This is a genomic window from Pectobacterium odoriferum (assembly GCF_009931295.1).
GTDB classification, from domain to species: Bacteria; Pseudomonadota; Gammaproteobacteria; order Enterobacterales; family Enterobacteriaceae; genus Pectobacterium; species Pectobacterium odoriferum.
In genome coordinates this window covers 2,910,216-2,932,230 of record NZ_CP034938.1, presented here as the reverse complement: position 1 = coordinate 2,932,230, position 22,015 = coordinate 2,910,216, and the positions used below count along the sequence as shown (strand labels likewise).

General features: G+C 51.5%; 22 protein-coding genes. 11 read left to right on the top strand and 11 right to left on the bottom strand.

Annotation, left to right across the window (positions count from 1 at the left end):
- The first annotated feature begins 555 nt into the window (after positions 1-555).
- The 9 genes from nfsA (at position 556) to rlmC (ending at position 9,521) form a co-directional block, all read left to right on the top strand.
- Positions 556-1,275: an oxygen-insensitive NADPH nitroreductase gene (gene nfsA / locus EO763_RS13065; RefSeq protein ID WP_161529198.1), complete on the top strand. Its 720-nt coding sequence runs from the start codon at positions 556-558 to the stop codon at positions 1,273-1,275.
- Positions 1,276-1,291: 16 nt separating this feature from the next.
- Entirely contained in the window at positions 1,292-2,203 is a 912-nt protein-coding gene (gene rimK, locus EO763_RS13060; RefSeq protein ID WP_161529197.1) for a 30S ribosomal protein S6--L-glutamate ligase, read from the top strand.
- A gap of 281 nt (positions 2,204-2,484) precedes the next feature.
- Entirely contained in the window at positions 2,485-2,964 is a 480-nt protein-coding gene (locus tag EO763_RS13055; RefSeq protein ID WP_010306638.1) for a type III secretion system chaperone family protein, read from the top strand.
- 372 nt (positions 2,965-3,336) lie between these two features.
- Positions 3,337-4,446 carry a spermidine/putrescine ABC transporter substrate-binding protein PotF gene (potF, locus tag EO763_RS13050; RefSeq protein WP_161529196.1) on the top strand — a complete coding sequence of 370 codons (1,110 nt, stop codon included), beginning with the start codon at positions 3,337-3,339 and terminating at the stop codon, positions 4,444-4,446.
- A gap of 202 nt (positions 4,447-4,648) precedes the next feature.
- Positions 4,649-5,782: a putrescine ABC transporter ATP-binding subunit PotG gene (gene potG / locus EO763_RS13045; RefSeq protein WP_039489921.1), complete on the top strand. Its 1,134-nt coding sequence runs from the start codon at positions 4,649-4,651 to the stop codon at positions 5,780-5,782.
- A gap of 13 nt (positions 5,783-5,795) precedes the next feature.
- The gene (gene potH, locus EO763_RS13040; RefSeq protein ID WP_161529195.1) at positions 5,796-6,761 is read left to right on the top strand and encodes a putrescine ABC transporter permease PotH; all 966 of its coding nucleotides are present in this window, start codon (positions 5,796-5,798) and stop codon (positions 6,759-6,761) included.
- Positions 6,758-7,603: a putrescine ABC transporter permease PotI gene (gene potI / locus EO763_RS13035; RefSeq protein ID WP_039357800.1), complete on the top strand. Its 846-nt coding sequence runs from the start codon at positions 6,758-6,760 to the stop codon at positions 7,601-7,603. The genes potH and potI overlap by 4 nt, the downstream gene beginning before the upstream one ends.
- 207 nt (positions 7,604-7,810) lie before the next feature.
- Positions 7,811-8,263 carry a YbjO family protein gene (locus EO763_RS13030; RefSeq protein ID WP_161530390.1) on the top strand — a complete coding sequence of 151 codons (453 nt, stop codon included), beginning with the start codon at positions 7,811-7,813 and terminating at the stop codon, positions 8,261-8,263.
- A 124-nt stretch (positions 8,264-8,387) separates the two neighbouring features.
- On the top strand, positions 8,388-9,521 hold the full coding sequence (rlmC, locus tag EO763_RS13025) for a 23S rRNA (uracil(747)-C(5))-methyltransferase RlmC (RefSeq protein WP_161529194.1): 1,134 nt from the start codon (positions 8,388-8,390) through the stop codon (positions 9,519-9,521).
- A gap of 367 nt (positions 9,522-9,888) precedes the next feature.
- On the opposite strand, the gene artJ (EO763_RS13020) is transcribed toward rlmC, so the two are convergent.
- The 5 genes from artJ (EO763_RS13020) to artP all read right to left on the bottom strand — a co-directional run bounded on the left by artJ (EO763_RS13020) (position 9,889) and on the right by artP (position 13,988).
- Positions 9,889-10,620, bottom strand: coding sequence for an arginine ABC transporter substrate-binding protein (artJ, locus tag EO763_RS13020; RefSeq protein WP_010306608.1), 732 nt, complete (start codon positions 10,618-10,620; stop codon positions 9,889-9,891).
- Positions 10,621-11,111: 491 nt separating this feature from the next.
- A complete protein-coding gene (gene artM, locus EO763_RS13015) occupies positions 11,112-11,780 on the bottom strand; it encodes an arginine ABC transporter permease ArtM (RefSeq protein WP_161529193.1) in 669 nt (222 codons plus the stop codon).
- Positions 11,780-12,496, bottom strand: a complete 717-nt coding sequence (artQ, locus tag EO763_RS13010) for an arginine ABC transporter permease ArtQ (protein WP_015839956.1) — start codon at positions 12,494-12,496, stop codon at positions 11,780-11,782. Before artQ ends, artM begins: the two co-directional genes overlap by 1 nt.
- An 11-nt stretch (positions 12,497-12,507) precedes the next feature.
- Positions 12,508-13,239 carry an arginine ABC transporter substrate-binding protein gene (gene artJ / locus EO763_RS13005; protein WP_039513914.1) on the bottom strand — a complete coding sequence of 244 codons (732 nt, stop codon included), beginning with the start codon at positions 13,237-13,239 and terminating at the stop codon, positions 12,508-12,510.
- Positions 13,240-13,259: 20 nt separating this feature from the next.
- The gene (gene artP / locus EO763_RS13000; protein WP_279629364.1) at positions 13,260-13,988 is read right to left on the bottom strand and encodes an arginine ABC transporter ATP-binding protein ArtP; all 729 of its coding nucleotides are present in this window, start codon (positions 13,986-13,988) and stop codon (positions 13,260-13,262) included.
- A 229-nt stretch (positions 13,989-14,217) separates the two neighbouring features.
- Here artP and EO763_RS12995 point away from each other — a divergent pair, with 229 nt between their 5' ends.
- Entirely contained in the window at positions 14,218-14,541 is a 324-nt protein-coding gene (locus EO763_RS12995; protein ID WP_010306414.1) for a heavy metal-binding domain-containing protein, read from the top strand.
- Between the two features lie 377 nt (positions 14,542-14,918).
- Here EO763_RS12995 and EO763_RS12990 read toward each other — a convergent pair whose 3' ends face one another.
- From EO763_RS12990 to EO763_RS12980, 3 genes are read right to left on the bottom strand one after another with little or no spacing between them, the layout of a single operon-like run.
- A complete protein-coding gene (locus EO763_RS12990; protein WP_161529192.1) occupies positions 14,919-15,275 on the bottom strand; it encodes a hypothetical protein in 357 nt (118 codons plus the stop codon).
- Entirely contained in the window at positions 15,272-15,703 is a 432-nt protein-coding gene (locus EO763_RS12985) for a hypothetical protein (RefSeq protein ID WP_161529191.1), read from the bottom strand. The genes EO763_RS12990 and EO763_RS12985 overlap by 4 nt, the downstream gene beginning before the upstream one ends.
- Positions 15,673-16,260, bottom strand: a complete 588-nt coding sequence (locus EO763_RS12980) for a hypothetical protein (RefSeq protein ID WP_161529190.1) — start codon at positions 16,258-16,260, stop codon at positions 15,673-15,675. Before EO763_RS12980 ends, EO763_RS12985 begins: the two co-directional genes overlap by 31 nt.
- Positions 16,261-16,700: 440 nt before the next feature.
- Here EO763_RS12980 and EO763_RS12975 point away from each other — a divergent pair, with 440 nt between their 5' ends.
- Positions 16,701-17,528: an N-acetylmuramoyl-L-alanine amidase gene (locus EO763_RS12975; protein WP_161529189.1), complete on the top strand. Its 828-nt coding sequence runs from the start codon at positions 16,701-16,703 to the stop codon at positions 17,526-17,528.
- On the opposite strand, the gene EO763_RS12970 is transcribed toward EO763_RS12975, so the two are convergent.
- From EO763_RS12970 to hcp, 3 genes are all read right to left on the bottom strand, one after another.
- Complete coding sequence (locus tag EO763_RS12970) at positions 17,525-18,961, bottom strand: DUF2867 domain-containing protein (RefSeq protein ID WP_161529188.1); 1,437 nt, start codon at positions 18,959-18,961, stop codon at positions 17,525-17,527. The genes EO763_RS12975 and EO763_RS12970 overlap by 4 nt on opposite strands.
- A 171-nt stretch (positions 18,962-19,132) precedes the next feature.
- Entirely contained in the window at positions 19,133-20,158 is a 1,026-nt protein-coding gene (gene hcr, locus EO763_RS12965) for an NADH oxidoreductase (protein WP_161529187.1), read from the bottom strand.
- A 139-nt stretch (positions 20,159-20,297) separates the two neighbouring features.
- Positions 20,298-21,950, bottom strand: coding sequence for a hydroxylamine reductase (hcp, locus tag EO763_RS12960; protein WP_039489898.1), 1,653 nt, complete (start codon positions 21,948-21,950; stop codon positions 20,298-20,300).
- Positions 21,951-22,015 lie beyond the last annotated feature (65 nt).

The following is a 22,015-nucleotide window of genomic DNA, read 5'->3' as shown; positions in this document are numbered from 1 at the left end:
TTCTTGAAACGGATAGCGTGACGCCTATTACAGACAAGGTCACGGCTAAAAGTGTTACGGTCAATGAGGTTACTGCGAATCGCGCTACTATACCGAAATTTATCAATACTATGCCCGCATTCATTGATGAAAAAAAGTAGTCATTGCCTGTTACAACGATTTGCTGAAGCTATTATACCCGTCATACTTCAAGCTGCATGTGCGTTGGCTGCGCTACTCGCTCCACTTGCGTGGACCTCGCCCCGTTGGGGCCGCTGCAAGCAGCGTTCAAATCTGCCTCTGGCAGATTTGTCAGTCACCCGAATCACTTACCTGAGTAAGCTCATCGGGATGAAATGAGAGACATCCTGTCTCTCACCAGAGGCCAGCCGTTGGCTGGTCAAATTCGTTCCCGACAAATTTGTCCTTCGCTTGCCGCGTTACGAGGCCCATAGATGAGCCTCGCCCTAAAGGGTCAACGCTTTGCGTTGTTCAAAACGTTAACGTTTTGTCCTGCAACTTGAATTATTTAGGGTATAGATGATGCAATAACTTTACCGACTGAAGGATGCCAGTGTGACACCAACGATTGATTTGCTACAGCGCCACCGTTCTATTCGCGCGTTTACGTCTCAGGCCATAACGGATGAGCAACGCCACGCCATCATTACCTCTGCACAAAGTGCGTCCAGCTCCAGCTTTTTACAATGCAGCTCAATTATCCGTATTACCGATCCTGCCGTGCGGGAAACGCTCGTTCATTATACCGGTGAGCAAGGCTATGTGGCGCAGGCGGCGGAGTTTTGGGTCTTTTGTGCCGATTTCCACCGGCATGTGGCGATCTTCCCACAGGCAGAAACCGGGCTGGCGGAGCAATTGCTGATTGGCTGCGTTGATACCGCTATCATGGCGCAGAATGCACTGGTTGCTGCCGAGTCATTGGGATTGGGCGGGGTATTTATCGGCGGGATCCGCAATCGAATCGCTGACGTGACGCGGTTGTTGCAGCTGCCAACGTTAGTTCTGCCGTTGTTTGGCCTGTGTCTGGGGCATCCGGACGCGGAACCGATGCTGAAACCGCGCATGCCAACCGCTATGCTGCTGCATGAAAATGTCTATCAGCCGCTCGACCACGATGTGCTGGCGCAATACGACCAGCAAATGGTGGAATATTATCTGCAACGTACTGGTAGCCGTCGTGAAAGCTGGAGTGAGCACGTGGAACGGACGCTGAAAAAAGAGTTACGTCCCTTTATGCTGGACTACTTACATCAACAAGAATGGGCGATACGCTAGTATCCGTAGGATATTTATGAAGATAGCCATTCTGTCTCGTGACGGGGCGTTATATTCCTGCAAACGTCTGCGTGAAGCGGCTGAGGCGCGCCAGCACAGCATTGAGATTATTGACCCACTTTCCTGCTACATGAATATCAATTCGGCAGCGCCATCGGTGCATTACCGTGGGCGTCGGCTGGATAAATTTGATGCGGTTATTCCGCGTATTGGTTCACAGATCACGTTTTATGGTACGGCGGTATTGCGCCAGTTTGAAATGCTGGGCAGCTACCCGTTGAATAATTCCGTCGCTATCATTCGCGCCCGCGACAAACTGCATTCGCTGCAACTGCTTGCCCGCGAAGGAATTGACTTGCCGATCACCGGATTTGCTCACTCGCCGGATGATACCGGCGATTTGATTGCGATGGTGGGTGGTGCGCCGCTGGTCGTAAAACTGGTGGAAGGCACACAGGGAATCGGAGTGGTATTGGCCGAGACGCGACAGGCGGCGGAAAGCGTGATTGATGCTTTTCGCGGGCTGAATGCGCACATTCTGGTGCAGGAATACGTGCATGAAGCGCAGGGTAAAGATATCCGCTGTTTTGTGATCGGCAACCGAGTTGTTGCGGCGATTGAGCGGCAGGCAAAAACAGGGGAATTTCGTTCAAATCTGCATCGCGGCGGGTCAGCGAATAAAGTGAAAATTACGGCGAAGGAGCGAGCGATCGCCATCAAGGCGACAAAAACGCTGGGGCTGAATATTGCAGGCGTCGATATTTTGCGTGCCGATAGAGGGCCGCTGGTGATGGAAGTCAACGCCTCGCCGGGGCTGGAAGGGATTGAAACGACGACCGGGCTCGATATTGCCGACATGATGATTGAGTTTATTGAGCAAAATACCCAGAGGCGCTTCGCAATATCGACAACAATAAGCAAAAGTTAGCTTTCTGAAACAGAGACCGCGCCGTAAAATACGATGTTGCTTATTGGCGTGTAGGCACCGGACAGCGGCGCTCTCCGGCGTGTCACCGTGAAGCGAAACGAGGAAAGCGGGTGGCGGGGCGCTTTTATCATGGCATCGTCGCGCAATATTCCGTAAGCTATGTGCCGTTTTTAGCCGCGTTTCTGTTTTAGGGCGGTTTCTGTTTTAACATCGCTCCTGAGTGAGCGGTGCTCTTTTTTCAACAACGCTGTCTTTACGGCGACAGGTATGAGGCAACTATGATGGATTCACTCATCGTCCCGGATTTGGCTATGCTACGGCGGTGGCTGGATCAACTGAATATTCTGTATTTCGAATGTGATTCCTGTCAGGCGCTCCATCTTCCTCATATGCAAAATTTTGATGGCGTGTTCGATGCGAAAGTTGATCTGGTAGATAACGTAATCCTGTTTTCCGCACTTGCCGAAGTGAAGCCCAGCGCGTTGATTCCTCTGGTCGGCGACCTGAGCCAAATCAATGCTAGTTCGTTGACCGTCAAGGCGTTTATCGACGTTCAGGACGATAATCTGCCGAAGCTGATCGTCTGCCAATCATTCAGTGTGGCTGCTGGCATGACGCTGGAACAATTCAGACATTTCATGCAGCAGTCCGAAGAGCAGATCTCAATGGTGATTCTTGAGGCCAGTGCTAATAATCTGCTGTTTATCGGCGAAGAAGAAGAGGGCTCTGCTGCCAGAGTCACCACCTCACATCTGCATTGATACGGTTGCTGCCAGCGGCAGCAATTGGTTTTACTTATTTTCCTTTCACCGCCATTTATTCTGGTTATTTCGCATTATTGCCAGATATTTCTCTTTGTTTACCGCTAAACGCCTTCATCACATCGATAAAATGTGAATAAATAATCGTTAAAACCCATTTTTTACGTTCAAGTATGGTGCGCACGATGTTGTGGGGTTATGCTTTATTCCTGTAAGACACAGACAGCGAAATCAGGGCTATGTCTGTGTCTGAGCGAATAAAAATCGGTGCATACTCATTCACCGGTTGGATAGCGTGGCAGGATATATTTTGTATCGGAACGATACAGATTAACTCCCATGAATTACCCCCTTGTATGGAGGAAGGAACGGATGTTCACCCAACGTAAAAAATGGCTATCGGGTGTTGTTACCGGCTTGCTGATGGCCGCGTCCGTCACCGCATCTGCGGAAGAGAAAACGCTGCATGTTTATAACTGGTCCGACTATATCGCACCGAACACGTTAGCCAATTTCCAGAAAGAAACCGGTATTAAGGTCGTCTATGACGTGTTTGACTCCAACGAAGTGTTGGAAGGCAAGCTCATGGCGGGCAGCACGGGTTTTGATCTGGTCGTGCCTTCTGCTAGCTTCCTGGAGCGCCAGCTCTCTGCGGGAGTGTTTCAGCCATTAGACAAGAGCAAACTGCCGAATTACAAAAATCTGGATCCTGAGCTGATGAAGTTGATCGCACAGCACGATCCAGACAATAAATATGCCCTGCCTTACCTGTGGGCGACCACGGGCATTGGCTATAACGTTGAGAAAGTCAAAGCCGCGCTGGGTGCTGATGCACCGGTTAACAGCTGGGATTTGGTGCTGAAGCCAGAAAATTTGGAAAAGCTGAAAAGTTGTGGCGTCTCCTTTCTGGATGCACCGGAAGAGATTTTTGCAACCGTGCTGAACTATCAGGGTAAAGATCCGAACAGCACCAAGCCGAGTGATTACACCACCTCTGCCACCGATCTGCTGCTGAAACTGCGTCCGAACATTCGCTACTTCCATTCGTCGCAATACATTAACGATCTGGCAAATGGCGATATCTGCGTCGCGGTAGGCTGGGCGGGTGACATTTTGCAGGCAGGGAACCGTGCGAAAGAAGCGAAGAACGGCGTGAATATCCAGTACAGCATTCCAAAAGAAGGCGCGCTGGCATTCTTTGACGTTCTCGCCATTCCGAAAGATGCTAAAAATCTGGATGAAACCTATGCGTTTCTGGATTACCTGATGAAGCCAGAAGTGATGGCTGAAATCAGTAACCACGTGTATTACGCGAGCGGTAATCTGGCTTCCTTACCGTTGGTGAACGAAGAAATTCGTAATAACCCAGGCGTTTATCCGCCAGCGGATGTGCGCGCCAAACTGTTTACGCTTAAAGTGCAATCTCCTCAGATTGACCGTACGCGTACTCGTGCATGGACTAAGGTTAAAAGCGGCAAATAGCCTCTTGGATCTGAATCGTTACCCACGCGCTTGACGGTTGCTGGTTTCAGCAACCAGAGAATGGATGGGTATAAAATGTGGCGAACAGGCGGATAATCCGCCTGTTCGCGCTCTATATTGTGTCACACTGCTGAATGCAAAAGCCCTGAATGGCGGTATCCACGGTGTGACTTGTTCTGCTTTTGCCGGAGAGCAATGCGAAGTGAATGACGCGATCCCCCGCCCTCAATCAAAACCTCAAAAAGCGGCCACGCCGCTGCTGGAAGTGCGCAACCTGACGAAGTCGTTCGATGGTCAGGCCGCCGTCGATGATGTCAGCCTGACGATTTATAAAGGTGAAATTTTTGCTCTGCTGGGTGCCTCTGGCTGTGGAAAATCCACGCTGCTGCGCATGCTGGCAGGTTTTGAGCTTCCCACACAGGGGCAGATTGTTCTGGATGGTCAGGATTTGTCATTGGTGCCGCCTTACCAGCGTCCTATCAATATGATGTTCCAGTCTTATGCGCTGTTCCCACACATGACGGTGGAAAAGAATATCGCGTTTGGTCTGAAGCAGGACAAGCTACCGCGCGCAGAAATTAAAGATCGTGTGGAAGAGATGCTGTCGCTGGTGCACATGCAGGAGTTTGCCAATCGTAAACCGCATCAACTTTCCGGCGGCCAGCGTCAGCGTGTTGCGTTGGCTCGTAGTCTGGCGAAGCGTCCCAAACTGCTATTGCTGGACGAACCAATGGGGGCGCTGGACAAAAAATTACGTGACCGTATGCAGCTTGAAGTTGTCGATATTCTGGAACGCGTGGGCGTGACCTGCGTGATGGTGACGCACGATCAGGAAGAAGCGATGACCATGGCGGGTCGTATTGCTATTATGAATCGCGGTAAATTCGTACAGATTGGCGAGCCGGAAGAGATTTATGAGCACCCGAACACGCGTTTCAGCGCGGAGTTCATCGGCTCAGTCAATATGTTTGAAGGGATCTTGCAGGAACGTCAGGACGATGCGCTGATCATTAAAAGCCCCGGACTGGTGCATCCGCTGAAGGTGGATTCGGATGTCTCGGTGGTCGATGGCGTTCCGGTCTACATCGCGTTGCGCCCTGAGAAAATCATGCTGTGCGAAGAGGTTCCGGCCGATGGTTGTAACTTCGCGGTAGGGGAAGTGGTGCATATCGCCTATCTGGGCGACTTGTCGATTTACCACGTCAGGCTCAACAGCGGGCAAACTATCAGCGCGCAGTTACAAAATGCCTACCGCTATCGCAAAGGCATGCCGACCTGGGGAGATGAGGTTCGGCTGTGTTGGGATGCGGATAGCTGTGTGGTTCTGACGGTGTAGCGAGGAAAATACCATGACTTCATTTCCCGAACATAACACGGCGGAACCACCGGGCAAGGCCAGACTCTGGCTCCGCGTACTCATAGCGCGCTGGCGTCAAAAACACGGGCGCAAGCTAGTCATCGCGCTGCCGTATCTGTGGCTGCTGCTGCTGTTCATGCTGCCGTTCCTGATCGTGTTCAAAATCAGTCTTGCAGAGATGGCGCGGGCGATCCCGCCTTATACCGATCTGGTTTCGTGGATGGACGACAAACTGGATATTTCCCTGAACCTTGGGAACTACCTGCATTTGTTGGACGATCCGCTGTATTTCGATGCTTATATGCAATCGCTTCAGGTTGCTGCTGTGTCGACGCTGTGCTGTCTGCTCATCGGCTACCCGCTGGCCTGGGCGGTGGCACACAGTAGGCCGTCAACGCGTAATATCTTGTTGTTGCTGGTGATTCTTCCATCGTGGACATCATTCCTGATTCGCGTCTACGCCTGGATGGGGATTCTGAAAAATAACGGAATCCTGAATAACTTCCTGCTGTGGCTAGGTGTGATTGATGAACCGCTGGTCATTTTGCACACCAATTTGGCGGTTTATATCGGCGTCGTGTATTCCTATCTGCCGTTTATGGTGTTGCCGATCTATACCGCGTTGATGCGGCTGGACTATTCGTTAGTGGAAGCGTCGTTGGATCTGGGCGCGCGACCGCTGAGAACCTTCTTCAGCGTGATCGTCCCCTTAACGAAAGGCGGAATTATTGCGGGTTCAATGCTGGTCTTCATCCCTGCGGTAGGGGAGTACGTGATTCCAGAACTGCTCGGCGGGCCGGATAGCATCATGATTGGCCGTATTCTGTGGCAGGAGTTCTTCAATAACCGCGATTGGCCGGTAGCGTCTGCCGTTGCCGTCGTCATGCTGCTGCTGTTGATTATGCCGATTATCTGGTTCCACAAACATCAGAGCAAAAGCGCGGAGGGTGAAGCGTGAATAATTTACCTGTTGTTCGCTCACCGTGGCGTATTGTGATTTTGGTACTGTGCTTTACGTTCCTCTATGCGCCGATGCTGATGCTGGTGATCTACTCGTTCAACAGCTCCAAGCTGGTGACCGTATGGGCTGGCTGGTCGGCACGTTGGTACGTCGAGTTGTTCCACAATACGGCGATGATCAGCGCCGTGCTCTTGAGCCTGACCATTGCCGCCGCCTCGGCCACGATGGCGGTGATTCTTGGAACGATCGCCGCCGTGGTCATGGTGCGTTTTGGCCGCTTCCGTGGCTCCAATGGCTTTGCCTTTATGCTGACGGCACCGCTGGTTATGCCTGATGTGATCACCGGTCTGTCGCTGCTGTTGCTCTTTGTGGCATTAGGGCATGCTATTGGGTGGCCAGCAGAACGAGGAATGTTCACCATCTGGCTGGCGCACGTCACGTTCTGTACCGCGTATGTCACCGTGGTGATCAGTGCTCGCCTGCGTGAACTTGATCGTTCGATTGAAGAAGCCGCGATGGATCTGGGTGCGAATCCGCTCAAGGTGTTCTTCATTATCACGGTGCCGATGATTGCTCCCGCGCTGCTTTCCGGCTGGCTGCTAGCGTTTACGCTGTCGCTGGACGATCTGGTCATCGCCAGCTTCGTAGCAGGGCCCGGCTCGACAACGTTGCCAATGCTAGTGTTCTCCAGCGTCAGAATGGGCGTTAATCCACAAATTAACGCCTTGGCTTCCCTGATATTGTTAGTCGTTGGTATTATTGGGTTTATCGCTTGGTGGTTTATGGCGAGAGCAGAGAAGCAGCGCTATCGCGATATGCAAAAAGCGAGACGCGGCTGATTCGATTTCTCATCGTAATTTGTTAGCCTAGCGAAGATTTCCAGCAACGCCGCCAGAGTATGGGGGCGTTGCTGTTTTGTATGGCAATCAAATTTTGTATGACTAGCAAGTTTTATATTGGCATCAGACTTTATATTGATGCTGTATTTTTGGCGGGTAAATACCGCATGAAGGGAGAGCGTTGAAATTCTGTATATGAAAAAGGAAATAACACAACGCAAAGTTTATGCCCCGGTGCCCGTGATGGTGGCGGGGATTGCGATTATTGCTACTCGTGTTTTGGGGATTCTGCTGCTTGTCTGGGAGCTAGGGTTCAGCGATTTGAGCGGCTGGATTGGCAGCAACGCAGAGGCTTGGGATTCGACGCTGGTGTTACTGCTATCGCTGGTTATCGTCGGCGTTGAAATTCGCTGTGGCTTTGCTGTTTTGGCGGGGGCGAACTGGGGACGGTGGGGCTATGTGGCCTGCCAGGCTGTCGTCGTGTGTTACCTGCTGCTGGCGTCGCTCAGTGAACTTATGCCGGCGATATTTCATATCTCAGGAGAGAACAATGCTGCCGTGCTGCATCAACTTCTGTTGCAAAAGATCCCGGATCTTCTGGTGATTGTTTTATTGTTTTTGCCACGACGCAGTAAGCGTTTTTTTACGCGGCAGAAATAGATATGTCTCTCTTATGAGCTAATCTGGCTGCTGGCGTCACCATGAATCAGTAAAAGGTCGCAGGGTGACGCCGCCAGAGTGATATAATCCTCGCATTCCGTATTATTTTAATAGTTAGATTTTTATGCATTGTGCCCGCTACAGCACGGGAACCTGTCGTTCCTGCCAATGGTTGGAAAAAGCCTACCCGCAGCAATTGTCTGATAAGCAACAGCATCTTGAAGATTTGCTGCAACCGCACGCCGTGCAGCGCTGGTTGCCCGTGCAACCCTCTGCGCAGTCTGCATTTCGTAATAAAGCCAAAATGGTGGTAAGCGGCAGCGTGGAACGCCCGCTGCTGGGGATGCTGCATCGTGATGGAACGGCGGTGGATCTCTGCGATTGTCCGCTTTATCCGTCCAGCTTCGTGCCGGTTTTCGATGTGCTGAAAGTCTTCATTGCTCGGGCAGGGCTGACGCCTTATAACGTGGCTCGACGTCGCGGGGAACTGAAATACCTGCTGCTGACGGAAAGTACGCAGCACGGTACGTTCATGCTGCGTTTTGTCTTGCGCTCAGACACCAAGCTGGCGCAGTTGCGTGCCGCATTGCCGTGGCTACAGCAGCAATTACCTCAGCTTGAGGTGATATCTGCCAATATCCAGCCTGTACATCAGGCGATTATGGAAGGGAAAACGGAGATTATCCTGAGTGACGCAGCTGCGCTGGCTGAACAATTCAATCAAGTGCCGCTGTATATCCGCCCGCAAAGCTTTTTCCAGACGAACCCGCAAGTGGCAGCCGCGCTCTATGCGACGGCACGCGATTGGGTTGCAGAGTTGAACATTACTAGTATGTGGGATCTGTTTTGCGGGGTAGGGGGTTTTGGCCTGCACTGTGCGTCACCTGAGATGCGTCTGACGGGCATTGAAATCAGCGCTGAGGCGATAGCCTGTGCGCGTCGCTCTGCGGAACAGTTAGGATTGAAGCAGGTGGAGTTTCAGGCGCTGGATTCAACGCAGTTCGCGACGGCTAAAGCGGAAATCCCCGATCTGGTGTTGGTCAATCCGCCGCGCCGCGGTATCGGCAGCGAACTGTGTGCCTACCTGAGCCGCATGGCACCGGGCTATATTCTCTACTCCAGCTGTAACGCTGAAAGCATGGCGAAAGACATGACGGAACTAGCGAATTACCGTGCGCTGCGCGTACAGCTGTTCGACATGTTCCCGCATACGGCGCACTACGAAGTACTGACGTTACTGAAGCGCATTGATGACTAGGGCAAAGTCAGGACATCTGAATGCTTTGTGGGATTTGCTATAAAAGGCGTAAAAAATTATGCATCGGTGGGCTTGACCGCCGAGTGAGCGGCATGGATGCCGCGAAAGTCAGTGCCGCGTCGGGAACGCGTCACTGGCGGCTCGATTAGCGGTCATGAACGCCGATGGGACCGCGCAGCGGCATAATTCACGCCTTCAAAGCCAGAGGTCAAGGAGCTGCGGCGGTTGAGCGCTCCTTGTCGGGCGTGTGATGAAATGACAAAAGAATACTGTAATTAACACGCACGAAACCTTTAGACTATCTGACATGGAATAGTGGAAACGTTCAATAACGCGGTGTATCACACCGCGTTAAGCTAAGTGGATCTTATTGTGGGAACCACTTGTCGTTAATGGTTTTGTAAGTGCCGTCAGCTTTGATGGCATCCAGCGCTTTGTTTAACTTCTCCAGCAGTGCTTTGTCATCGGGGCGAACGGCGATGCCCAGTCCGGTGCCGAAGTATTCTGCGTCAGTCACATGTTCGCCAACCGTTGCCAGTTCAGGATTCGTCTTGATCCACTCGTTGACGACAGCGGTATCACCGAATACGCCATCAATACGGCCATTTTTCAGATCCAGCACCGCATTCTGATAGCTGTCATAAGAAACGGTTTGCACTTCCGGGTGCTTATCGTGCATGTATTTCTGGTGCGTGGTGCCGTTTTCCATACCAATGCGTTTGCCCTTCATCGCGGCAAAGTCGCTGAATTTCCCTTTCTGCGCGATAACCACGGCGGAGTTGGCATAGTAAGGCTGCGTGAACGCGACTTGCTTGCTACGCTCTGGCGTGATGTCCATACCGGAAATCACTGCGTCATAGCGACGGAATTTCAGCGCAGGGATCAGGCTGTCAAACGCCTGATTGGTGAACGTACAAGTAGCCTGCATTTGCTTACACAGCGCTTTCGCCAGATCCATATCGAAACCGACGATTTCGTTACTGGCATCCAGTGACTCAAATGGCGGGTAGGTGGCTGATGACGCAAAACGGATGGTGTCTGCGGCGGTGGCGCTGAAGGCGATTCCTGCCAGTAACGTGGCGAGCACTAATTTTTTCATTACCTACTCCTGTCTGTTTTTCTTATAGTTCATACCCGTCATACTTCAAGTTGCATGTGCGTTGGCTGCATTACTCGGTACACTTACGTGTACCTCACCCCGTTGGGGCCGCTGCAAGCAGCGTTCAAATCCACCTCTGGCAGATTTGTCGCTCACCCGAATCACTTACTTATGTAAGCTCATCGGGATGCCTTCTCTTGTCGCCTTCCTGAAACTCGAATTATTTAGGGTATGAATATATGTGCGGAAGGGTTCCGACGTCATGGCGATTACCATGCCATTTATTGAATTTATATGCAATTAAAATGATTAACAAGTCGATTTGTTGCATGTTTTTACATCAGCACGCCATAAAAAATTTTCGGGAGAAATTTTTAACGTTGCGTCAGCAACGGCCCGTAAGGGGGCGGCCAGGGATGGCACGCCATAAAAAAGCAGGCTATCAAAGCCTGCTTTATAATCGGATAATGCGCGGATAAGGGCGATAAGGATTAATTACGGCGCTCGAATGCCAGTGAGCGACGCTCAACCCAGCGCATTAGCAACGTCAGTAGCCCATTGACGCACAGGTAGATAATCCCAGCGGCACCAAACACCATCACATCATACGTCCGGCCGTACATCAACTGGCTGTAGCCCATGACTTCCATCAGCGTGATAGTGTAAGCCAGTGACGTACTCTTAAACACCAGCACCACTTCATTTGAATAAGAAGACAGAGCACGTTTAAACGCAAACGGCAGCAAAATACGTAATGTTTGCTTCTGATCCATGCCCAACGCGGCACAGGATTGCCACTGTCCAGCGGGAATCGCTTTTACTGCACCATAGAACAGCTGCGTAGTATACGCTGCACTATTGAGCGCCAGCGCCACCATCGCACACAGCCACGGCTGCGAAAGCAGGTGCCACAGCCAGGGGATTTGCTGGATAGAAGTAAACTGTCCGGGCCCATAGTAAATCAGGAAGATTTGCACCAGCAGCGGCGTACCGGTAAACAGCGTAATGTAGCCTTTCGCCAACAGCGATATGACAGGCGTTTTGAGCGTCAGTACGACAGTCAGCAGCAGTGATAACACCAGCGCTACGACGATGGAAACGGCAGTTAAGGTCAGGCTGGTATGCAGGCCTTTTACTAGCTCAGGTAAATAAGCGAGCATCAGGAAGGCCTCCGCTCAAAACGCGTGGTGCGCAGTTCAATGCGTTTCAGCACATACTGACTTAACAGCGTAATAATCAAATAGATCGCCGCCGCGACAACGTACCAAGTGAAGGGCTCTTGCGTCCGTGTCGCAATACTTTTGGTTTGCAGCATCAAATCGTTCACGCTGATCAGCGATACCAGCGCGGTATCTTTCAGCAATACCAGCCACTGATTGCCTAATCCCGGCAGGGCGTGACGCCACATCTGCGGCATGATCAGACGGAAAAAGATCGCGGATTTACTGAGCCCCAGCGCCTGACCCGATTCCCATTGCCCTTGCGGGACGGCTTTCAGTGCGCCGCGCAGCGTTTGGGAAGCGTAGGCCGCATACAGCAGCGCCAGCGCAATCACGCCGCACAGGAATGGGCTGATTTCAAACATGCCGATATCCAGTTTTACCGGAATCTGCACGATGAAGAGATTCAGAGTAAAGCCGTCTGCCAGCATCATCAGCAGTTGAGAAGAGCCGAAATAGATGAACAGCACGACCAGAATTTCTGGCAGGCCGCGCAACAGCGTCACGACGGCGGTTCCCGTCCAGCTAACAGCTTTCCAGCGGACAGTTTCCCAAACGGCAAACAGCATCGCCAGCACGAGGCCGAGCACCAGTGCACAAACGGCAAGGCCGACGGTCATCCCGGCGGCGCTTGCAAGAGGTTGAAATTCAATCATTGAGCGTCAGATTACTGCTGGAACCATTTTTTGTAGATGGTCTCGTAAGTGCCATCCTGCTTGATTTTGTTGAGCGCATCGTCGAATTTTTTCAGCAACTCATCGTTGTTCTGGCGCACGGCGATGCCCAAACCGATACCGAAGTAACCTTTATCCGTCACGTTCTGACCAACGGTTGCCAGCGCATCGTTCTGTTTCAGCCATTCGTTCACCACGGCGGTATCACCGAACACGGCATCCAGACGACCATTTTTCAGATCCAGCACGGCATTCTGGTAGCTGTCGTATGGCACGGTTTTGATATCGCTATGTTTTTCCATCAGGTATTTCTGGTGGGTGGTACCATTCTGTACCCCAACGCGTTTGCCGGTCAGCGCGGCGATATCGGCAACTTTCCCTTTCTGGGCAATAAACTGAGCGGAGTTGTCATAGTAAGGCTGGGTGAATGACACCTGCTGCTGACGTTCAGGCGTAATATCCATTCCCGCGATGACCGCTTCAAAACGACGGAATTTCAGACCAGGGATCAGGCTGTCGAAAGCCTGATTGCTGAATGTGCAGGTCGCCTGCATTTCTTTGCACAGCGCATTGGCCAGATCGATATCAAAACCTTGGATCTGGTTATTGGCATCGACAAATTCGAACGGAGGGTAGGACGCTTCAGTCGCGAAACGGATGGTGTCCGCAGCATTAGCAGAGGCGGCACCAACGGCGAATAAGGCTGCAACAATCAATTTTTTCATTATCATTTTCCTGATAGTAATCAATGTGACAAATAACCCGCGAATTCAGGCGTCTGCGGCTGGGTAAAGTGCGTCGCATCCCCTTGTTCAACGATACGGCCGTTTTCCATGTAAACCACACGGCTGGCCGTTTTACGGGCAAATTCAACTTCGTGGGTCACAATCACCTGCGTAATCCCGGTTTCTGCCAATTCACGGATGATGTTGACGACCTGAGCGGTAATTTCTGGATCCAGCGCGGCAGTCGGTTCATCAAATAGCAGAACCTGAGGTTCCATCATCAACGCACGGGCAATCGCGACACGCTGTTGCTGTCCGCCAGAAAGATGGAGAGGGAAGCGATCGGCAAAGTCATTGAGGCGCAGGCGCGTGAGCAGCTTGTCCGCCCGCGCTTTCGCTTCTTCTTTACTCAGCCCCAGCACGCGGCAGGGCGCTTCGATAAGATTCTGCACCACGGTCAAATGTGGCCACAAATTATATTGTTGGAACACCATTCCGACGTTCTGACGCAATTCACGGATCGCGCCGTCGGATGGCGTGCGCTGAAAATCAAACTGATTACCGGCGATGGAAAGCTTGCCAGAACGCGGCATTTCCAACAGATTAAGAACGCGTATCAGCGAGCTCTTTCCCGCACCGCTGGGACCAAGGAGCACGAGTGTTTCGCCCGCAGGACAATCGAGGGTGATATCAAATAGCGCCTGGTATGTGCCGTAGAAACAGTTAATGCCGTTTAGTTGAATACTCATGCGTAAGAATTGAATAGACATTGATGCGGCGAATGTTAACGTCGGCAGAATAGTTATGCAATCACCGTGGGTTAAAATTTGCCAATAAGCGATTTGTTGATTAAATAATAGCACAAAATAGCGGCTTACAATCTGGGCGCTCGCTTTCTCATCGCGGGTGCTAACAGTACCGCCGACTTATATTTACGTGTACTTAACATCCATTAGAAAAGCAGTGAAGGGAGACAACATGCAATTATCCACCACACCAAGTCTGGAAGGTTTCACCATCACTGAATATTGTGGTGTCGTGACCGGCGAAGCCATTCTGGGCGCAAACATCTTCCGGGACTTTTTTGCCAGTATCCGTGATGTCGTCGGCGGCCGTTCTGGTGCCTATGAGAAAGAGCTGCGTAAGGCGAGGCAGATTGCGTTCAAAGAGTTACAGGAGCAAGCCGAAGATTTAGGGGCAAACGCGATTGTGGGCATTGATCTTGACTATGAAACCGTTGGGAAGGACGGCAGCATGCTGATGGTGACCGTGAGCGGTACTGCGGTAAAAGTTCGCCGCTAGTGACGAGAATCGCTTGGATAACATGGTGAGTTGGCAAAGAGGCGGTGTGGAAAAGAGACATAATAGTGGAATAACAATGTTGAAATGGATGGTCTGCATAGCGCTGGGGCTGTTGGCGGGTCGCCAATCGGCTCTTTCGCTGCCATTTTCTATTGATGTACGCTAAAACGCGATGAACCTCAATAGATGAAGGTGAAAAGGGGTCGTTCTGTCGCGAAGTGGCATGCTTCTGAAAGATCAAGCACAGGAAGCGGATGATGGCATGTGAGTTCATTGAACACTCTCCCTTTCGGGAGAGTGTGATACGGTGAACATGAATGCTATGTTCGTAGATTGAAACCGCTATCGTGAGAAATCAAAAATGTAGCGAGTCTGTTTTAGGCTTCTACAAATGTGCAAACATAGATGTATTGACCGTCTGCCCCCTTGTTTAAATCGCCAGGTATTTTTTTATACCCGTAGGGTGCATTAATGTCGGCATTATTTCCGCCTATGACGGTGATTTTTTTGATTGCTGTATCAAGGTGATAATCCTCTTTTTTATAGCAAAGGTAAATATAAGCGCCATCTGCGCCTTTATTAAGATCTTGCGGTAACTTTATATAACCTGTGGGTGTTTTTTCATCATTGTAAATAATCTGAATGTTCGTGATGGCTTGTTTAGGGTTATCAGAAATCCATTCTTGTTCATGATAGCAAAGATAAATAAAATATCCGTCAGAGCCTTTGTTCAAATCATAGGGGATTTTAGTATAGCCAGGCGGGGGGTGATCGTTGAACTGCCACCAGTAATGACTATCAGCTCATTAATATAGTTTGGGTTTATTTTATATTTAGCGGATTGTTCTGGTGCCCAAACATTATTGTAGTGTGATGCCATTGCATTGGCTTGCTGCTCGTTCTCACACAGCCGCCAAATTTCTTCCATGGGCATTGTAGGGACGAAATCCACAAAATCTGGTGACGAACCAACACTGTCCACCCATTTCTGATAGCCTTCCTTGCCAGTGAAAACCCCGCTTGCTAAACCACCATTACCGCCAAGTACCTCCTGATGCGATGTTGAATACTGCGAAAAACTGGAGATGGATTCACCGTATTTTGTGCGATTTTCTGCACTTAATTGGCCGGTTAACCCTTCGTAGCTGGCTTGGGCGACCATGGAAATAGAGGGTTATTGGTATCCAGCTCATCTAACTGTTCTCTTATCTCTGCTTTCATAAGGCTCCGCAAGGATTTAATAACGTACAATCGAAGAGACCAAAGGTTGATCGTTTGCTGAATACGGGTGAATTCATTTTCGGCATTACGCAATGAATTTTCTTCATAATCGATTGACAATGATCCGCTAAAGAAATGGTAGTTCCCTTTCATGGCAACGTTTGTTGCCAGTTTACTTTGGTACTCTGTAATCGTTTTACCTGTGATATTTCTATAGCTTGAGCGATCCTCCTGTTGCACATCTACAACGTCTGGCACCTCAAATTCTGGCATGAAGGAAACTTTCTTCATGTTTGCATAAGCCCAATCAAACAGTTGGACAGTCCCACTGCTTACGGTTGCATACCCAGCATTCGGGATAAATGGATTATATCCCAGGCCAATCGCTTCGACACCGAGAAGAATATTTTCACCTAATGATGATTGTAGTCGCAGAAGTTTTAGGCTGTGGTCGTTTGTGTACTTCAGATTTCCTTTAGGAAAGGCAATGTTATCCATATCAATCTCCTGATTTAAAAATAATAATGTTCGCCAATACGGTAGCTTGGTGTTTATTTATATTAGTTTGTTTTTAAAAATGTGTTTTTTGTTTTGTATGTGTTTAATGTTTGTGTTTCATAATTCACCACCAAATAAATAGCGCGAACAATATTATTGTTCTAAATGTTTTAACTGTAAACGAGTGTTTTTATTTCATTTTTTGTTCGGTGAAATGATAAATTTTCGTGTTTTACGAGGGGCGAAAGAAATCTATTTCAATCCTATAGCCGGTAACGCTGAGGACTGCATAAACAGCAAGTATCAAAAGAGTTGCTTGGTAGAGCGTAAATTAAATTGTGTCATTGCCTGTTTTTGATATGTTCACTCCAGCAATGGGGACAGATACATGAATGATATAAACAAACGGTGGAGTGACAAAGGCCTGTGGAGGAATAACAATGTTGAAATGGATGGTCTGCATAGCGCTGGGGCTGTTGGCGGGTTGCCAGTCGGGTTCCTCGTTGAAAGAACAGAATAATTATGTGCTGGAGACCGCAGTGCAGTCGCGGGCGCAGGAATCGCGTATCCGCTTTCTGGTGATTCACTATACGGCGGAAGACTTTGCCACCTCGCTGAATATTCTGACGGATGAGCATGTCAGCGCCCATTACCTGATTCCAGCACATCCACCTTTGCAGCGCGGCAAGCCGCTTGCCTGGCAACTGGTGCCTGAATCTCAGGTTGCCTGGCATGCGGGAGCCAGTAGCTGGCGCGGATTTAGTCGACTGAATAATTCTTCGATTGGTATTGAGATTGAAAACGCCGGCTATCAGCGCACGTTAACAGGCTATACGTGGGAGCCGTTTACCGCCCCGCAGATTCAGCTCGTGACTGCGATCGCCCGCGATATTGTCGATCGTTACCAGATTGCCCCGCAGAACGTGGTGGCGCATAGCGATATTGCTCCACAGCGCAAACAAGACCCCGGGCCGCTGTTCCCCTGGCAGGCGTTAGCGCAAGCGGGCATTGGTGCCTGGCCGGATGCGCAGCGGGTCGCGTTCTATTTGAACGGACGACTGCCGATGCAGCCGGTGGATGAAGCGGTTCTGCTGGAGAAACTGGGGCGCTATGGTTACTCCGTGCAAGACTTGATGACCGCGCGTGAGAAGCGGCAGGTGATTGCCGCTTTCCAGATGCATTTCCGCCCTGAGAACTATCAAGGACAGCCCGATGCGCAGAGTGAAGCGATTGTCGACGCGCTGCTGGAGAAATACGGCAGCCGCTAAATAGCTTCCTTCTCTGCCAGTTTCGCAATACGTGCCGCCATGCCACGGAAGATAAACAGGTGAGCGGGCATCATCAGAAACCAGTAGACCAGCCCGTTGAACCCGGAAGGGTGCCAGCGGGCGCGGACATCCACGGTTCGGTGAGTGCCTTTGTCCGTGATGGTAAAGTTGAGTTTACCCAGCCCCGGCGCTTTCATGCCGAAGAGCAGCACCAACTGACGCTGTGGCTTGATCGAGATAACCTTCCAGCCGTCAATCTTGTCGCCCACTTCCAGCGTCGGACGCTCAGGGCGTCCGTAAGTCACGCCGTTGCCGCAGAGATCGTCCAGCCGGGCTCGGATATTCCACAGCGTATTCGCGTAAAAATAGCCTTCTTTCCCGCCGACCTGCTGGATGACCTGCCAGAGCGCCTGACTGGAAGCGGTTGTCTCCATCGTATGGCCCGCCTGTTTAGGGTAAAAGCCGTAATTGGGCTTCCAGCGTGCGCGGACCTCGGTATCATCACCCCAGTCGGCCTGCTGCATGCTCTCCATTTCGCTTTGCAGCGTGAAGCGCACGGCGTCATCAAAGCTAATCAGCGTTTGTGGGATCAATGCCTGGAGTTCGCGGCCATCGGCCTGTAAATCGTGTTTTAATCCCTGAATCAGCGCGCGGGCGATAGACGGGGGAACCGATGTCACCAAATGCAAGAACCAGACGGACACCAGATGCGTTGGCATGGGAACGGGAATCAGCAACCGGCGTTTGCCACTGATCTGAATGAAACGCTCGAACATGGTCTGGTAGCTGATGTATTCGGGGCCTGCGGCATCCATGATGCGGTTTTCTGTTGCGGGGTGCTGCGCGATACCGATCAGATACACCAGCAGGTTTTCCAGCGCAATGGGGGACGATTTAGATCGCACCCAGCGCGGCGGCGTCAGTATCGGCAGGTTATAGACCATATCGCGCATGATCTCGAACGCCGCCGAACCGGTACCGATAATAATACCCGCACGCAGCTCTGTGACGGGAATACCGCTGCTGCGTAAAACATCTCCCGTGATCTGGCGTGCCTGCATATGTGGTGAGGTATCGTCTTTCGCCTGAAGAGACCCCAGATAAATAATCTGTTTTACCTTGCTGGAGGTCAGTGCCAGCAGCAGGTTCATGGCGGTCATTCGTTCTCTTGCGACGAAGTCCGCACCGTCGCCCATGCTGTGCACCAGATAATAGATCGTCTCCGCGCCCCACAGACCATCAGGCAGGCTTTCTGGCTTAGCGAGATCAACCTGTTGGCAGTCGACGCCCGGCCAATTCCGTGACGCGAGGGATTCGGTATTCCGACCGGCAGCGATGACTCGGTTGCCTTGTTTGCTCAATCGCTCGGTTAAATGGCGGCCAATGTAGCCAGTTGCGCCCAGAATCAGGATCGGGGCTGAGGGGGATGTCATGTGCCAGCGGCTCCACAGCAAAATATAACCATGGCTTACTATAATCGGGAAAAGGCAAAAAGCGATGAAAAGTATGAGGTTAATGCTCGCCTGAAACCAAGCGTAATTTAGCATGACCTACCTGCCCGATAGCAGAGGCTACCGGACAGAAGGGGGTAAAACGCGGGCGTATCAGGCCAGAACGGTGTCACCTTGCAACTGGCAACTACAGGCCAAAACATAGCCCTGTTCGATCTCAGTTGGTGTTAGCGTCATGGTACTGCTGGTGGTGTAATTACCGGATAGCACACGGGTTTTACAGCTTCCGCAAACACCAGCGCGGCAGGCGGCGATAACCTGTACCTTATTGGCTTCCAGTGCGGCCAACAGGCTGATACCCACTGGCACGCGCAGATTTTTCAGCGGACGGCTGATGGTCAGCGTGAGCTGATCGGCGTCTTCATCCAGCACGTCATCTGCCGAGCGGAACTGTTCTTTGAAGATGCGGTTTGAGGCAACGCCAAGCTGCTGACTCAGAGTTTCAATCTGATTCATGTACGGCGCTGGGCCGCAGGTCATCACGGTGCGACTGGCGATATCCGGCACGTGTTCGACCAGCAGGTCGCCGCTGATACGTCCAGAGAGGAAGCCGGGCGCAGCGTCAAATTCTGCCATCAGCGTCAGATGCAGCTGTTGTGGATAGCGCTGCACCAGATCCTGCCATTCTTTGGCGAAGATCACCTGTAGCGGATTGCGCACGTTGAAAATAACGTGGATATCGGTTTGCGATTTGTTTGCCAGCAGCCAGCGGCACATCGACATAATCGGCGTGACGCCGCAGCCTGCCGCTGCCATCAGGTAGCGATCGCTGACGGCGTTGGCGCAGGTAAACTCGCCCTGAGCATCGGACAGCCACAGATAATCACCGACTTTCAGCGTTTGGGTCAGCCAGCGTGAGCCGATACCGTCATCCAGCCTTCTCACCGTCAAAGTAACAAAACGGCTGAGCCCCGGAGAAGAAGAGATCGTATAAGCCCGTAGCGTTTCCGCGCTGTTAGCAATGCTGACTAACGCATACTGACCCGGCTGATACGGATAAAAATCATGATTAACCAGTGAAATCGTCCAGACATCAGGCGTTTCCTGAGTAATCGAGTGTACCTGCATGCGGTTAGAACAAAGCGGTGTCGGCCCAATCTGTAGTGCGGGCATGGTCATAATCAATCTCCATAACAAACGGGTACGGTGAAGCGTGTAAAAATGGCAGCCCATAAGACCGTGGGCTTAGCGTGAGGCATCAATGCCGACACCTCACGCTGCGTGACGAGGAACGCGCTCCTCCGTCCGCATTGATTCATCAAGCGGCCAGAATGGTGTTCATGTCCTGTTCAACGGTGGTAATCGCCCGCATACCGAATTTGTCGTTCAGAATGGCAAGCAGGTTGTCCGTCAGGAAGCCCGGAGCCGTCGGCCCGGTGTAGATATTCTTCACACCGAGGGACAGCAGAGTGAGCAGGATGACAATCGCTTTCTGTTCAAACCAGGACAGCACCAGACTCAGCGGCAGGTCGTTCACGCCACAGCCCAATTTTTCCGCCAGTTTGACGGCCAGAATAATTGCCGCGTAGGCGTCATTACATTGGCCGACATCCAGCAGACGCGGCAGGCCTTCCAGCGTACCGAAATCCAGTTTGTTGAAACGGTATTTACCGCAGGCCAGCGTCATGATCAGACAGTCTTGCGGAACGTTCAGCGTAAAGTCAGTGAAGTAGCTACGTTCTTCACGGCTACCGTCACATCCGCCAACCAGGAAGACGTGGCGTAGTTTTTTCTGTGCTACCAGATCGATCACGGTATCCGCGGCGCTCAGCAGCGTTTCACGACCAAAGCCGACGGTGATCATGTGTTCGATTTCGCTGTATGGGAAACCAGCCAGACCCTGTGCCTGTTCGATAACGGGGCTGAAATCGTCGCCTTCCAGGTGGTTCACGCCCGGCCAGCCAACGATGCTACGCGTCCAGATACGGTCGCCATAGTTACCTACGTTTGGATCGATAATGCAGTTGGAGGTCATGACGATCGCGCCAGGGAATTTGGCAAACTCAGTCTGCTGGTTCTGCCAGCCGCTGCCGTAGTTACCCGCCAGATGTGTGAATTTTTTCAGCTCTGGGTAACCGTGCGCAGGCAACATCTCACCGTGGGTATAAATATTCACGCCGGTGCCTTCGGTTTGCTCCAGCAGCATGCGCAGGTCTTTCAGGTCATGACCGGAAATCAGAATCGCTTTACCCGCAATCGGGCGGACGTTAACGGAGGTTGGCTGTGGATGACCGTAAGCATTGGTTTCGCCATGGTCGAGGATCGCCATAACGTTGAAGTTCATTTTACCGATGCCCATTGCGTTGTTCAGCAGGGTGTCAACATCGGATGGCTGCGTGCCCAGCCATGCCATGAAGGCATGATATTCGGCATAAATCGCGTTGTCATACTGACCGAGAACGTGAGCGTGTTCCATGTAGGCCGCCGCGCCTTTCAGGCCGTAAAGGTTGAGCATGCGCAAGCCGTGAACATCGTCCCCCACGCTGGCTTTATCGCTGTCCAGCGCAAAATCTGCTGCCTGTTGCAGCAAGGTCGGAATATCGTTGCCAGCCAGTTGCAGGGCTGCCATTGGGTGATCCACGGTCGCGGTGGCATCGTGCAGACGGCAGCGAACAGCCAGAGATTCACGCAGTGTAATGGCTTCCTGTGCGTAGCCAATAATGCGTTGGGAATCGAAGTTAACGTTGGTCAACGTCGAGAAGAAGGCGCGTGGCGCAAAGTTGTCGACATCGTGATCGATGATATCCAGCTCGCGCGCTTTCAGTGCCCAGGCAGAAAGCCCTTGCAGCACAGCGACCAACAGGTCTTGCAGATCGGAGGTTTCTGCGGTTTTGCCGCACATGCCCTGCGCGTAAGAGCAGCCGTTTCCAACAGGGGTACGAATCGTTTGTTCACATTGCACACAAAACATAATGACTTCCTTTTTTAAGTTGCATTTTAAATGCTTGTTTAAAGCATAGTGTTAGCCGAGGCAGG